The sequence below is a fragment of the Enterobacter cloacae complex sp. FDA-CDC-AR_0132 genome (assembly GCF_003010695.1).
GTDB lineage: Bacteria > Pseudomonadota > Gammaproteobacteria > Enterobacterales > Enterobacteriaceae > Enterobacter > Enterobacter ludwigii.
Genome location: NZ_CP027618.1, coordinates 4,748,765 through 4,762,271 on the forward strand (window position 1 = coordinate 4,748,765; position 13,507 = coordinate 4,762,271).

The 13,507-nt window shown below is 48.9% G+C and carries 11 protein-coding genes, 1 tRNA gene and 1 pseudogene; 8 read left to right on the plus strand and 5 right to left on the minus strand.

Annotation, left to right across the window (positions count from 1 at the left end; translation table 11 throughout):
• The first annotated feature begins 19 nt into the window (after positions 1 to 19).
• Positions 20 to 628, plus strand: coding sequence for a glutathione S-transferase family protein (locus AM379_RS23075; RefSeq protein WP_106504309.1), 609 nt, complete (start codon positions 20 to 22; stop codon positions 626 to 628).
• A 286-nt stretch (positions 629 to 914) separates the two neighbouring features.
• Here AM379_RS23075 and cbl read toward each other — a convergent pair whose 3' ends face one another.
• Positions 915 to 1,865 (minus strand): HTH-type transcriptional regulator Cbl, encoded by a 951-nt coding sequence (gene cbl / locus AM379_RS23080; protein WP_073396092.1) that lies wholly within the window; start codon positions 1,863 to 1,865, stop codon positions 915 to 917.
• Positions 1,866 to 1,961: 96 nt separating this feature from the next.
• Positions 1,962 to 2,879, minus strand: coding sequence for a nitrogen assimilation transcriptional regulator NAC (nac, locus tag AM379_RS23085; RefSeq protein ID WP_014170773.1), 918 nt, complete (start codon positions 2,877 to 2,879; stop codon positions 1,962 to 1,964).
• 320 nt (positions 2,880 to 3,199) lie between these two features.
• On the opposite strand from nac, the gene AM379_RS23090 reads away from it, so the two are divergent.
• From AM379_RS23090 to aztD, 7 genes and pseudogenes are all read left to right on the plus strand, one after another.
• Positions 3,200 to 3,275 (plus strand) — tRNA-Asn (locus AM379_RS23090).
• Positions 3,276 to 3,436: 161 nt separating this feature from the next.
• On the plus strand, positions 3,437 to 4,693 hold the full coding sequence (locus AM379_RS23095) for a tyrosine-type recombinase/integrase (protein WP_000059621.1): 1,257 nt from the start codon (positions 3,437 to 3,439) through the stop codon (positions 4,691 to 4,693).
• Positions 4,694 to 4,877: 184 nt separating this feature from the next.
• A pseudogene (locus AM379_RS23100) lies at positions 4,878 to 6,850 on the plus strand (PhoX family protein).
• Between the two features lie 278 nt (positions 6,851 to 7,128).
• Positions 7,129 to 7,866, plus strand: coding sequence for a zinc ABC transporter ATP-binding protein AztA (aztA, locus tag AM379_RS23105; RefSeq protein ID WP_000544020.1), 738 nt, complete (start codon positions 7,129 to 7,131; stop codon positions 7,864 to 7,866).
• Complete coding sequence (aztB, locus tag AM379_RS23110) at positions 7,863 to 8,720, plus strand: zinc ABC transporter permease AztB (protein WP_001104308.1); 858 nt, start codon at positions 7,863 to 7,865, stop codon at positions 8,718 to 8,720. Before aztA ends, aztB begins: the two co-directional genes overlap by 4 nt.
• 31 nt (positions 8,721 to 8,751) lie before the next feature.
• Complete coding sequence (gene aztC, locus AM379_RS23115; RefSeq protein ID WP_004175378.1) at positions 8,752 to 9,702, plus strand: zinc ABC transporter substrate-binding protein AztC; 951 nt, start codon at positions 8,752 to 8,754, stop codon at positions 9,700 to 9,702.
• Positions 9,703 to 9,740: 38 nt separating this feature from the next.
• Positions 9,741 to 10,991 (plus strand): zinc metallochaperone AztD, encoded by a 1,251-nt coding sequence (gene aztD / locus AM379_RS23120; RefSeq protein WP_000746719.1) that lies wholly within the window; start codon positions 9,741 to 9,743, stop codon positions 10,989 to 10,991.
• Positions 10,992 to 11,214: 223 nt separating this feature from the next.
• On the opposite strand, the gene AM379_RS23125 is transcribed toward aztD, so the two are convergent.
• From AM379_RS23125 to AM379_RS23135, 3 genes are all read right to left on the minus strand, one after another.
• On the minus strand, positions 11,215 to 11,469 hold the full coding sequence (locus AM379_RS23125) for a hypothetical protein (RefSeq protein ID WP_001419900.1): 255 nt from the start codon (positions 11,467 to 11,469) through the stop codon (positions 11,215 to 11,217).
• A 363-nt stretch (positions 11,470 to 11,832) separates the two neighbouring features.
• Positions 11,833 to 13,017, minus strand: a complete 1,185-nt coding sequence (locus tag AM379_RS23130) for an NAD(P)/FAD-dependent oxidoreductase (protein WP_024622770.1) — start codon at positions 13,015 to 13,017, stop codon at positions 11,833 to 11,835.
• A 41-nt stretch (positions 13,018 to 13,058) separates the two neighbouring features.
• On the minus strand, positions 13,059 to 13,394 hold the full coding sequence (locus AM379_RS23135; RefSeq protein ID WP_000230473.1) for a hypothetical protein: 336 nt from the start codon (positions 13,392 to 13,394) through the stop codon (positions 13,059 to 13,061).
• Between the last annotated feature and the right edge of the window lie 113 nt (positions 13,395 to 13,507).

The following is a 13,507-nucleotide window of genomic DNA, read 5'->3' on the forward strand; positions in this document are numbered from 1 at the left end:
AGACAGGAAAACTGGAATCATGATAAAGCTGATTGGCATGATGGATTCTCCTTATGTACGCCGCGTGGCGGTCTCCCTGGAACTTTATGGCGTTGCGTTTGAAAGCCAGCCGTTGTCCGTATTCAGCACATTTGAGGAATTTTCCCGGATTAACCCTGCGGTAAAAGCGCCAACGCTGGTTCTGGAGAATGGAACACGTCTGATGGACTCGTCTCTCATACTGAATTATTTTGAGGCTCAGGCCGCGCCTGAACGGAGACTCCTGCCCGTGACGCCGGATGCACTGGCGAACGATCTCCAGACGCTGGGCTTTATCCTCGCCGCCGCGGAGAAAGCTGTGCAAAATGTGTACGAACACAACCTGCGCCCGGCGGAGAAACAACATAATCCGTGGATAGAACGTATTACCGTCCAGCTGCTGGCTGCCTGTCGGGAATGGAACGCGCTGCTGGAAGCGCGCCCGGAAAACGCGGTGGCCGATCAGGTTGCTGTTACCAGTACGGTTATCTGGACATTTATTCAGTCAATGATCCCTCACGTCGTTAACGCCGGGGATTTTAAAAGAATTCAGGCGGTAGCCGACGTTTTCGAAAACCAGGCGGCATTTAAAAAGTACCCTTTTAGTTAACGCTTCGCTCGGCGTGTTATGGGACTTTTCAGCCCTTTTTTTGCCGCACGCGAATATTATCCTCATCTAAAAGAATCATATTTCTTTATTTATTCTTATATGTAACCCAATGGAAAATATGAGAAACATTTCAATATAAAACAATCTTATGACGTCACAGGGTATCGTTATTCATCAGGGTATTCTTGAGAACAAGCGGTCAGGAAATTAAACGGTTTCAATAAAAAAGCCTGCTTTAATTGCAGGCTTGTGCTTCTTGTCGACGGGGACGGGTGCTATAAGGGGCTTAAATCTGATAATCAATCGCCACTTCTTCTGGCTCCATCACCTGACGTTTAATCTCATCCACGGACAGCCCGGCGTTGCAGAGTTCGATAAAGCGCCACACATAGTTGCGCTGCAGTTGTCCACGCTTCAGGCCGAGCCATACGGTATTGGCATCAAAGAGATGACGCGTATCCAGTCGTACCAGGCTCTCCGTCTCGCGTTCACCACCGGACTGTTCCGCCACCAGACCAATGCCCAGCCCCAGCTCGACGTAGGTTTTGATTACATCAGAGTCCTGTGCACTCAGCACCACATCCGGCGTTAAGCCTTTGCGGTTAAAGGCTTCATCAATGCGCGAGCGTCCGGTAATACCCTGCCGGTAGGTAATCAGTGGCCATTTCGCGATATCTTCCAGCGTCAGGGGAGTGACCTGATTCAGCGGATGGTCGACGGGAAGTAACAGACTGTGGTACCAGCGAAACCACGGGAAAGCCACCAGCAGCGGATCGTTGCTCAGGCGTTCACTGGCAATGCCGATATCTGCCCCACCGTTTTGCAACAGCACTTCAATTTCCTGCGGTGTGCCCTGGATAAGCTCCAGACGGACGTCAGGGAAAAGTTCACGGAAGGCTTTAATCACCGGCGGCAGGCTGTAACGCGCCTGGGTGTGGGTGGTGGCGATAGTGAGGACGCCCGAGGCGTCATTGGTAAAGAGATCCGCCAGGCGACGCACATTGCTGGCCTCGTTGAGGATCCGCTCCGCGATGGTCAGCAAGGCTTTGCCCGGCTCCGTCATGCCAAGCAGACGCTTGCCGCGACGGATAAAAATCTCTATCCCCAGTTCTTCTTCCAGCTCGCGGATATGGCGACTGACGCCGGACTGAGAGGTATAAAGCATATTGGCGACCTCGGTCAGGTTGTAGTCCCGCCTGGCCGCCTCACGGATAATTTTAAGTTGCTGGAAATTCACGATTCACTCCGGCGCATCTGACATAACGCTATTGTTAGAGTCAGCCGACCTGCAGAACAAATAATAAAAACCAGCATCTTATGCTTTTATGGAATATCAACTCACCAGCTGCAGCTCACGGTTCTCCAGAGACGGTTTGCTGACCAGCGACATCAGAATCTCTTTTACCGCCTGCGCCTGAGGTGACAGCGATCCGCGCGCGGACATATTCAGCGACAGCGGTAAGCTCATCGAAGGCGTGGTGATGCGCGCCATCCAGCCGTTTGCCGCGCTGCACAGCGAACGTGCTGCGGATTCAGGCAGGACGGTCACACCCATACCGCTGGCTATAGCGGCGGTTAGCGTGGAGATGGAATCAATTTCACCGATAATTTTTGCCGTCAGGCGGCGCAGGGAGAACGCTTCATCCACACGCACGCGCACCGCGCTGTAGTCACGTGGCAGGAAAAGATTCATTTCTGCTACGGCCGTCAGATCGACGCTCTGCCCCGGACAGTCGCGGGTGCCCACAAGGTAGAGATCTTCTTTCAGCAGCGGCTGGCTGGTGATCCCGGCCACCGGTGAGCGGTCGTACAGCACCGCCATATCCAGCTGGCCGCTAAGAAGTTTGTCATTCAGCACAGAACCGCTGTTCTCATGCAGGTAAACCAGCACTTCTGGCAGCTCTGCGCGGACGGCCTGCAGCAGCGGCATGGTAATAGAGGACGCGGCCGTTCCCGGAGCCAGCCCAATGGATACGTGGCCGCTCAGCGTCTGGCCCACGTTATTCACCGCCAGCTGCGCCTGTTCGCACTGGCGAAGGATGGTGCGCGCATGGGTATACAGGATTTTGCCTGCTTCCGTTGGCGTCACGCCACGTTTGGTGCGGATCAACAGCTGCTGATCCATCTCGCCTTCCAGAGTAGCCACCTGCTGGCTCAGCGCAGGCTGCGCGATATGCAGCACTTCCGCCGCTTGAGTCAGGCTGCCGATATCGACGATTTTTACGAAGTATTTCAGTCGTCTTAAGTTCATTTTGCCCCCTGTTCGAAATGCTGTGCCGGTACTGGCTTTTCATTGTTGATAGGGTTTTGCAATATGAATGCCAGTTTTACGAAGAGGTCTGATTTGTCGCTAAGCGGCTGAAAATAAGGAAAGCTAATCATAAGCAGCGGTTTTATTACTGAAACAGCAGTTTATGATCTGCCCCATTAGGGGTATGTGCGCACCATTACGGTGCATTCCGGCGTCAAAAACGCCATTTTGCTGATTTTGTCAGCAAACGATCAAAAGGCGTTGATCCATCCTTTGACAAGGCCGGCTGACGTCGATAATATGCGCCCCGTTCACACGATTCCTCTGTAGTTCAGTCGGTAGAACGGCGGACTGTTAATCCGTATGTCACTGGTTCGAGTCCAGTCAGAGGAGCCAATTTGCTGTTTTCATGCATCCTTGCGAATCATTATATGATGTTGGTTCAACAGGTTAGCGTGAAAACTCTTCCCGGTGCATTTTGATTTTACCCTCCGCATCGGGAAAAATTGGTGGTCAAATCTGGGGTCAGGTTAGTTCGATAATGGAGCGACCCCCATATGTCCCTTACCGACGCGAAAATCCGCACTCTCAAGCCTTCTGATAAACCCTTTAAAGTCTCCGATTCCCACGGTCTGTATCTGCTGGTCAAGCCGGGTGGCTCACGTCACTGGTATCTCAAGTACCGTATTAACGGTAAAGAATCGCGCATTGCGCTGGGTGCCTATCCTGCCGTCTCCCTCTCTGATGCGCGACAGCAGCGTGAAGGTGTCCGTAAAATGCTGGCGCTGAATATCAACCCGGTACAGCAGCGGGCTGCTGAACGTGGCTCACGAACACCGGATAAAGTTTTTAAAAACGTGGCGCTGGCGTGGCATAAAAGTAACCGAAAATGGTCGCAGAACACCGCTGACCGTCTGCTTGCCAGCATGAACAATCACATCTTTCCGGTCATTGGCAACCTGCCTGTATCAGAACTTAAACCCCGTCATTTCATTGACCTGCTGAAAAGGATCGAGGAAAAAGGTCTGCTGGAAGTTGCGTCCCGCACGCGGCAGCACCTGAGTAACATAATGCGCCATGCGGTTCATCAGGGGTTAATCGATACGAACCCGGCAGCAAATCTTGGCGGCGTGACCACACCTCCTGTCAGACGGCACTATCCTGCCCTGCCACTGGAGCGGCTGCCTGAACTGCTTGAACGTATTGAGGCATATCATCAGGGCCGTGAACTGACGCGGTTGGCCGTCCTGCTGATGCTGCATGTGTTCATTCGCTCCAGTGAACTGCGTTTCGCCCGCTGGTCAGAGATTGATTTCACAAACCGAGTCTGGACGATACCCGCGACGCGAGAACCCATTATTGGAGTGCGTTATTCCGGCCGCGGGGCCAAAATGCGAATGCCGCATATCGTACCCCTCTCAGAACAGTCCATCGCAATTCTGAAACAGATTAAGGATATCACCGGTAATAATGAACTGATCTTCCCCGGCGACCATAACCCGTATAAGCCAATGTGTGAAAACACGGTCAATAAGGCACTGCGGGTGATGGGCTACGACACGAAAAAGGATATCTGTGGCCACGGCTTTCGGGCGATGGCATGCAGTGCGCTGATGGAATCGGGTTTATGGGCAAAGGATGCAGTAGAACGCCAGATGAGTCATCAGGAGCGCAATACCGTGCGCATGGCTTATATTCACAAGGCAGAACACTTGGAAGCCCGCAAGGCGATGATGCAGTGGTGGTCGGACTATCTGGATATATGCAGAAAAGCATATGTGTCGCCTTATATGATGGTTCAGGAGAACCGCTGAATTGTTAGTATAACGAAGCCGTCTCCGCTTAGGTGGGGACGGCTTTATTTATCAGTAATACAAAAATGCCAGTGAGCTTTTTCTCCTGAACCTCCGTTATTTCTCATGTTATAAATTTGTAACAAATATTTTTTAAACTGTCCTGTATTGCCACGCAAATCTATGGAAATTACAGGAAAACGATATGAGCAGCCCCCTTAAATCGGTGTTTAAAAAGGAGCACAGCGATGAGATCAGTAACCACAGCGTGAACCCCGTCTTTTCTGAGGTAGTCAGCGCTTTTATGTCCCGTCGCCGCTTTCTGCAAATGGGAATGGTGGCGGGCGCTGCCGTCTCCTTTCCTTATCTAGTCAAGCCAGAAAACGCCTTCGCGGCGAAGGCAAATCCCTCAGCATTATCTAAAGCGGTGTCACTGGGCTTCACCAGCATTCCCGTTTCGACAGCAGACACTGTCACCGTGCCGGAAGGCTATATAGCCCGTCCGTTTTATCGCTGGGGCGATGCTGTGGGCATAAAGGGTAATCTGCCGGAATTTAAATTCGACGCTAGCAACACCACCGACGAACAGGCGGCGCAGGCCGGTATGCACCATGACGGCATGGCCTGGTTTAGCCTGCCGCAGGGCAAAGAGAACCCGGCACACGGTCTGCTGGCGCTCAACCATGAGTACATTGATAACGGCATGCTGTTTAAAGACGGTACCGCCAACTGGGATCTTGATAAGGCCCGTAAGGGTCAGAATGCGATGGGTATATCAGTTATCGAGGTGAAAAAAGATAACGTGGGCTGGCAGGTAGTCCGTCCCTCCAGCTTTGCTCGTCGCATTACCGTTAATACACCAATGCAACTGAGCGGTCCGGCGCGTCATCAGGCGTTGATGAAAACCGCCGCCGATCCGCAAGGCGAAGTGGTACTGGGCACCATGCAAAACTGCGCCAATGGTAAAACCCCGTGGGGGACGTACCTGACCTGTGAAGAGAACTGGTCGGATATTTTTGTTAAAAAAGCGCCGCGTAACGTGCTGGAGAAGCGCTACGGCATTAGCGATAGCGATGAATCCTACCGCTGGAACGAGGTTGACGAACGTTTCAGCGTCGATAAAACGCCCAACGAGCCGAACCGCTTTGGCTGGGTGGTGGAGATTGACCCCTACGATCCGACCTCCACACCGCGCAAACATACCGCATTAGGTCGCTTTAAGCATGAAGGTGCCGCCGTGACGCTGGCGGGGGATAATCGCGTTGTGGTCTATATGGGCGACGATCAGAAATTTGAATACATCTATAAATTCATCTCCGAGAACAAATATGACCCTGGCGATCGCAAGGCAAATATGCAGTTGCTGGAGTCAGGCACGCTCTATGTCGCCAGATTCAATGACGACGGTTCCGGCGACTGGCTGCCGCTAATCTTCGGTGAAAATGGCCTTGATCAAGCAAGGGTTTCGACAATCAGGGCGATCTGCTGATCAAAACGCGCCTTGCTGCCGATACGGTGGGCGCAACAAAAATGGATCGCCCGGAATGGATAGCCGTTGATACCCATGCGAAAGGCAGCGTGTATTGCACGCTCACCAACAATTCCGATCGCGGTAAAGAGGGCAAAGCCCCGGTTGACGCAGCCAACCCGCGCGCCAACAACCAGTTCGGCCATATCATGCACTGGCGCGAAGAGAGGGCAGACCCCGCCTCAGCGAAATTTACGTGGAATATTCTGGTGCTCGCCGGGCGTACTGACAGTGACGATCCTAAAGCGAAAGGCTCCATGCAGGGGGCAGAATTCGGCAGCCCTGATGGGCTCTCCTTCGATCACCGCGGCGTGCTGTGGATCCAGACTGATGTTTCCTCCAGTACGATTAATAAAAAGGCGTATGAAGGGATGGGGAATAACCAGATGATAGCGACCCTGCCCGGCACCAATGAGTATCGCCGCTTTTTGACCGGGCCACGCGGGTGTGAAATTACCGGTATCGCCTTTACGCCGGACAACCGTACGCTGTTTATTAATATCCAGCATCCCGGCGAAGGCGGCGACGACATTACCGATCCGAGCAACCCTCGGGCTATCTCCAACTGGCCAGATTCAAGATCAGACGGACGACCACGTTCTTCAACAGTCGTTATCACTAAATCGAATGGCGGGATAATCGGTACCTGATGCATCTGGTGCCCTTTTGGGCACCATTTTTTATGGCAACAGCTTGATCCTCCCAACATTCCCTAGGTATCAAATATTTAATCTCGCTGTTATCTGAAGGAATTAACCTTAGCCTTTTATGTTTTCTCTTACTCGCTGAAACGATTATCAATTTTAACGCTACCTTAAGCCTGGCTTCGTACATGCACGTTCCATATCAAAAAATCGATTAAACGTTTACATTACATTTGTTATGTTATAACGTTACAAAAAGTAACTTATTATGTGGAATGGATGTCATGCACGACTACTCTTTGCGTTTTGCAAATCTGGCGCTGGGTTATGAGGGTTTACCTGCGATACAAAATATTACCGGGACGATACAAAAAGGGTCCCTTACAGCCATCATCGGCCCTAACGGTTCTGGTAAGTCAACACTGCTTAAAGGTATCGCAGGGATTCTGGCTCCGTTAAGTGGCTCCTGTACCGTAGAACCAAAGGCGCGCATTGCCTATCTGCCACAAATATCGGAATTGGATCGCACTTTCCCTGCAACTGTTTCAGATTTAGTTTCCCTAGGTTTATGGCCTGAAAGAGGGTTATTCCGTCATCACAGAATTGAGGATCGTAAACGGCTTACTGATGCATTGGGATCAGTAGGATTAGCAGGGTTTGAAAAAAGACAGCTTAGTGCATTATCCGGGGGGCAGCTTCAACGCGCGCTCTTCGCACGGGTCATTCTTCAACAGGCAAACATCATCTTGCTTGATGAGCCTTTTAATGCCATTGACGCCACTACTATTGATGACTTGCTTGTGCTGATAAACCGCTGGCATGCTCAGAAACGTACTGTCTTAGCTGTCATGCATGATATCGGTCTGGTTAGAAATCATTTTCCACAGGCCATTTTGTTAAACGGTAAATTAGTGGCATGGGACGAAACAGAACAAGTTCTGCGCCATACCTCACTTCTACCGGCACAGAATATGGGCACAGCACGTGCTTTACCTGGGCAACATGAGGCTACACATTCATGAACTGGCTTCATGAATGGGTTCTAGCACCTTTTGTCGGCTTCGGTTTTATGCGCCGGGCGCTTTATGGTTCATTTCTGCTTTGTTTAAGCGCTTGCCCGGTTGGCGTTTTTTTAACATTACGCCGTATGAGTCTGGTTGGTGATGCCATGTCACATGCTATCTTGCCCGGTGCTGCATTTGGCTTCTTACTCTACGGATTAGATATATTACCGATGACTATTGGTGGGCTTGTCGCAGGGCTGATAGTCGCTATTTTTGCAGGGGCGGTTTCCCGCTTAACAGTGCAAAAAGAAGACGCTTCAATGGCTGCTTTTTATTTAATCTCACTCGCAGTCGGCGTGCTCATTGTATCGCTTCGAGGCTCAAGCGTGGATCTTATGCATGTCCTATTTGGAACTGTGCTTGCACTCAATCACGAAGCGCTGTTGTTAATTTTCTCTGTCGCGCTGCTCACACTTCTGCTGGTTTCTATATTCTGGCGCGCACTTATTGCTGAGTGCCTTGACCCTTTATTTCTTCGCTCCGTTTCACGATTGGGATCGCCAGTCCATTTTATTTTCCTGGCCCTGGTGGTACTGAATCTTGTCGCTGGTTTTCAGGCACTCGGCACTTTGCTCTCTGTCGGGGTAATGGTCTTGCCAGCTGTGACGGCTCGTTTCTGGACGAGACGTGTAGCAACAATGTGCATAGCCTCTGTCCTGATAGGAATGCTTGCATGTATAAGCGGTTTGTTATTTTCATTTCATTTTTCACTACCTTCAGGACCGTCAATCATATTATCTGTGGGAATTATGTATCTTGTCTCTGCTGCTGCCATGATGGTGAAAAACATCCACTTAAAAAAACTTCGTTAATCTTTTCACTACAAATCGAGGAAATTATTTAATGAGAAAACCCGGTTTTATATCTTTATGCATCCTGACGACATCAATGCTTTTTTTACTTTTTACTTTCCCGGCGAAAGCGAAAATTAATGTCATAGCAAGCTTTTCTGTTATTGGCGATATGGCAAAAAACATCGGTCGGGACCGCATCGAACTGCGTACTATTGTCGGCCCTAATGGCGATGCCCATGTTTATGAGCCCTCTCCTGCTGACGCGATCGCTATGTCTAAAGCGGATGTCATACTGGTAAATGGTTTACAACTTGAAGGCTTTATTTCACGGTTGATCGAGGCAAGTGAAACTTCCGCACCGGTAATTGAAACAACAAAAGGAGCAAATATTCTCCAGGACCCGGCAGGCGGACACTATCATTTTTATGACGGTAAAGCGGTCTTTCATGCTGCACCGTTTGATCCACATGCCTGGCAATCAGTAGGGAATTCCAGAATATATGTGAAAAATATTGCAGAAGCCTTTTGTGCACAAGATAAAAGTAATTGTGATTTTTATCAGGCTAATGCCCGTGCTTATGATGCAAAACTTGCGGATCTGGAAAATAAAATTATTAAGACTGTCGCTACGATCCCACAGGAAAAGCGTACTGTCGTCGTAGGCCATAATGCATTCAAATATTTTGAACAGGCATATGGTATACATTTCCTTTCCCCTCAGGGTATATCCACCGAATCAGAGGCCTCTGCCGCTGACGTTGCCGGCATACTTAAGAAAATTAAAGAAAATAACGCATCAGCTGTTTTTTCTGAAAATATTTCCAATCCACGTCTGGTTGAACAAATTGCCAGAGAAGCTGGCCTTAACGTGGCTGGCGTGCTTTATACAGATGCCTTGTCAGAACCAGGAGGACCGGCTTCTACCTACCTGGAAATGATGGAACATAACGTAACGGCGATTGCGACAGCGGCGAGCAATAGCCGTAATACCCAGCCATAAATACCCGCCGAACAGTTTTATATATGATGGAGAACATTATGAAGAAACGCTTATTATCTACTTCAATCTCAACGCTGCTTTTGGGCCTTTCTGTGATGCCTGCTTTCGCAGATGAAGACGTAACCGCATGGCGTCTGTTCATCGCCGATCATGATAAACCCGTTGTGAATGTTATTGATGCACTGGATGGAGATAAGCTCGCAACATTTAATGTTAAAGGCCCTGCAAATTTATCTCGCAGCGAAAGTGGTGCCACAATTTTCGCTATCCAGGGTAGTGCTGGCGTAGTATCTACAATCGCTTCAGGCATTGCTTTCCATGATCACGGAGATCATGCAGACATTGATATTGACGCTCCCAAATTATTACCGCTGGAACTAACGGGTAAAAAACCTGGTCATTTTGTTGAACGTCAGGGCAAAATTGCCCAGTGGTTTGACGGGGAAGATAGCGCGCAAATCCTGGGTGAAAGCGCCGTTCTTAAAGGTCAGAAGAATATAACGAAAGTAAATGTTGTTGCGCCACATCACGGCGTTGCTGTTCCTTACGATAATTATGCTGTCGTATCCATTCCCAACCCTGATGATGCGTCAAAACGACCTGTCGGCGCTCGCGTGGTGGACCTGCAAGGTAAAAAAGTGGGTGATGATGCCTTATGCCCCGGACTTCACGGCTCAGCCGGCTCGGGTGATACTTTTGCCCTATCATGTGAGACTGGCCTCCTGCTGATTACGCAAAAAAATGCGGCACCGGTTATCAGGCACCTTCCCTACGCGAAAACGTTGCCAGAGGGAAGCACATCCACCTTGATCGGTGGTAAGGGAATGCAATATTTTATCGGTAATTATGGGCCAGACCGGATTATTCTGGTCGATCCTACCGAATCGGATAGCTTCCGTTTGATTCAGTTGCCTACCCGTCGAGTCCATTTCGTTGTAGACCCGGTACGCGCGAAATTCGCCTATGTGTTTACAGAAGACGGAAAGCTTAATCAAATAGATGTCCTGAAAGGGGAAATTTCGCAGTCAGTGCGTGTCACTGATCCCTATTCAATGGATGGCCACTGGAATGATCCACGGCCGAGAATCGCAGTCGCTGACAATAAAATTTACGTCACCGATCCGTTGAAAAGTAAAATTATTGTGTTAGACGCTACTTCTTTTAAAAAGACCAGTGAAATTAGCGTCGAAGGGCAGCCATTTAATATTGTTGCAGTCGGCGGTTCAGGAAAAGTACATGGTGAACATCACGATCATGAAGCTCATCATCATGATGATCACGCTCATTAATACTTGTCAAACCTAACAACGCCTTTCATAGTAGATCTGCTGATAGCAGATCTACTTTCTGGCTTTAATAATCTTTTTGAATTTACCCTGGGAATAACATCCATGAATATCAAATTCCCTTTCATACTATTCACCTCACTTTACAGCATTTACTGCTCTAGTTGATTACACCAGAATCTTTTCAGCTTTCAGCTCTTACAAGTAATATATTTATTTAACTCTCTCAAAGCTTTTGATTACGCAACATTGAACAGAAAGGGCAATTGCATCCAGGTACTGCCACAGCAGCACAGGTTCCTAAAGTCGTCGTCTGAAACTGCCTGCTATGCTGGCTGTAAAAGTTACTGATGATGCTGTCTTCTGTTGCGCGCAACTGCTTTCCTGAAAGATCTGAACCAGTCGTATCTTTCGCCTGAAATGCCAGAGCCGGAGTCGAAGCCATTGTCAGGGAGAATGCAACTATCTTACTGATTTTCATGTTAACCTCTTGTTAAATCTTCCTCTGAAACTACAGTATGAGAAAACGCATAACAACTAGTTATCTTTCGGTATGCGGAATATGAGCCTGGATGTTATAAAATAACATAACACACCCACAAAAAAATGATACTATTGGGTAGTGATGTTCCTCTACAGAAGGCGTTCTGGCTGACTGTAACCAATGCGTACGCGGGCTATAATGGCCAGATATAGCCTGACATCACACACCTTGTCGTATTTTTGCAAGCTTAAACGCTTCAGGCCTGCCCATGTTGGACAGGCTTTTTGTTAATGCCGCTGAACAGGATCTAGTTTATTAGCTTTCTGATCCTCATTTCAGTGGTGAACATCGACTGAAAAATTACTGTGCAGCCGGGAAATGTAACGTAGTAAAAGCAGGAAAATCCTTTGCCGTTTTCCCAAGTAATCTTTCAGGAGAGAAATCACTCAAAAGCGAAGAACGCTTATCGTGGAGAATCTCTTCCGCGCAAAGCCGTCCGATCAACGGCCCCAGAGTCATACCACTGTGCGTCACCATGAGGTAGATTCGTCGCTTACCAGAGATATAACCAAGCCCTGGAAGACCATCTGCCGGTCGGGAACGCCGCCCAACAGCTATACGTTCCAGCTGTGCCATTTCCATATTATTAAATAGCTTCCGTAGCCTTTTGTGCATTTCTTCACCGATATAGCTATCTACCGGTGCCGGATTTGCAGGATTGGCAAAGCTGTCAAGGTCGGGACACTGAAGCAGTAATCGCCCCCCTCCTTCTGGCCGGACATTTAACCCTGGCGTGATTAAATTCGCCTGTAACTGGGTTAACACCGGGCGCGTATAGCCCAGAAAACCACATGCGATTTTATTCGGCTGGTTCGGATCGATCATTGCCAGTTGCTGCCCAAGTAGCGAAGCGAGTTCGGCAGACCATCTTCCCGCCGCAATGACTATACTGTCTCCCTGCCAACGTTCGCCATTGGCAAGGCTTATCTCTGCCCTATTTTTTTCTTCAGTTAACTCTGTCACTTCGCTTTGTGTTTTCAGTTCGGCGTTATGAACATGAAGCTCGGACACCAGCCATGCCATAAAAACGGAAGGTACCAGTAAGCATTCACCTGGAAAATACCAGATATCTCCGGCATGAGATCCCACGCGGATTTCAGGAACTTTGCGCTTAAGTTCATCTGCGGAAAGGTTCTGAACAGGATAGTTCAGTTCCAAAAGACGGCTGACCCGGTCTTGTAACCGTTTTTGCTCTGGCGCACCAGCCGCCCATTCATAAGTCCCAGTCGCTTTTAGCCAATGACCTTCTGTAGTCCGTTCCTGTTGTAGCCGGATATGTTCGTCAATCGCCAGGGCATTGAGATGATGATAACTTTCTGGTGTTTTGCCATTTGAATTAATCCAGGCAAAAGTCGTGCTGCTTGTCCCCGCCCCCACATGGCTACGCTCAAAAACAGTGACTTTTGCTCCCTGTTGCGCCAGGGAGCGGGCCACGGACAGGCCGAGTACGCCTGCACCAATAACTGCTATTTTTTTGACCGACATGCCTTTCCTCCTTTTTATCAGCTTCCTGACGTTGGGCTTTCTTATGGCTTATCGCCAAGTTCATTCAATACGATTTCCATTGAAGGGGCTGATGTAAGCTTATCTTTATATTCAGCCGATATGTCAGGAAGGCTGGTAAACTGACCATCAAGAAAAAGAAAATCTATCTTATTGGCAATATCCTCCAGCGCTTCGATTTCTGTTTTGAGATTTTCCCCCTTTTCCTTATTGCTATCCAGAAGCCAGTCAATGGTGCCGTTTTGTTTGGTTAATCCACCAAGATCAATGACATGACCATCGATATTCTGTGCAAGAATGCGGTTTTCACACAGGAAAAGTAGATAAGGCATACGGTCCTGTTTACTGGTTTCGACCATAACTGCTTCCTCCAGATTATTGGGCTGATACAAACGATTCGTCAGAATTCGCAATAAAGATAAGAATTAAAGTATAGAAATTCTCGCTGATTATGACGTTTACTCTCAGCGGT

What these genes read in the sequence shown, in the direction of transcription:
- AM379_RS23075 (WP_106504309.1), top strand. Translation starts at nt 20, where the DNA reads ATGATAAAGCTGATTGGCATGATGGATTCTCCTTATGTACGCCGCGTG.
- nac (WP_014170773.1), bottom strand. Translation starts at nt 2,879, where the DNA reads ATGAACTTAAGACGACTGAAATACTTCGTAAAAATCGTCGATATCGGC.
- AM379_RS23095 (WP_000059621.1), top strand. Translation starts at nt 3,437, where the DNA reads ATGTCCCTTACCGACGCGAAAATCCGCACTCTCAAGCCTTCTGATAAA.
- aztA (WP_000544020.1), top strand. Translation starts at nt 7,129, where the DNA reads ATGCACGACTACTCTTTGCGTTTTGCAAATCTGGCGCTGGGTTATGAG.
- aztB (WP_001104308.1), top strand. Translation starts at nt 7,863, where the DNA reads ATGAACTGGCTTCATGAATGGGTTCTAGCACCTTTTGTCGGCTTCGGT.
- aztC (WP_004175378.1), top strand. Translation starts at nt 8,752, where the DNA reads ATGAGAAAACCCGGTTTTATATCTTTATGCATCCTGACGACATCAATG.
- aztD (WP_000746719.1), top strand. Translation starts at nt 9,741, where the DNA reads ATGAAGAAACGCTTATTATCTACTTCAATCTCAACGCTGCTTTTGGGC.
- AM379_RS23125 (WP_001419900.1), bottom strand. Translation starts at nt 11,469, where the DNA reads ATGAAAATCAGTAAGATAGTTGCATTCTCCCTGACAATGGCTTCGACT.
- AM379_RS23130 (WP_024622770.1), bottom strand. Translation starts at nt 13,017, where the DNA reads ATGTCGGTCAAAAAAATAGCAGTTATTGGTGCAGGCGTACTCGGCCTG.
- AM379_RS23135 (WP_000230473.1), bottom strand. Translation starts at nt 13,394, where the DNA reads ATGGTCGAAACCAGTAAACAGGACCGTATGCCTTATCTACTTTTCCTG.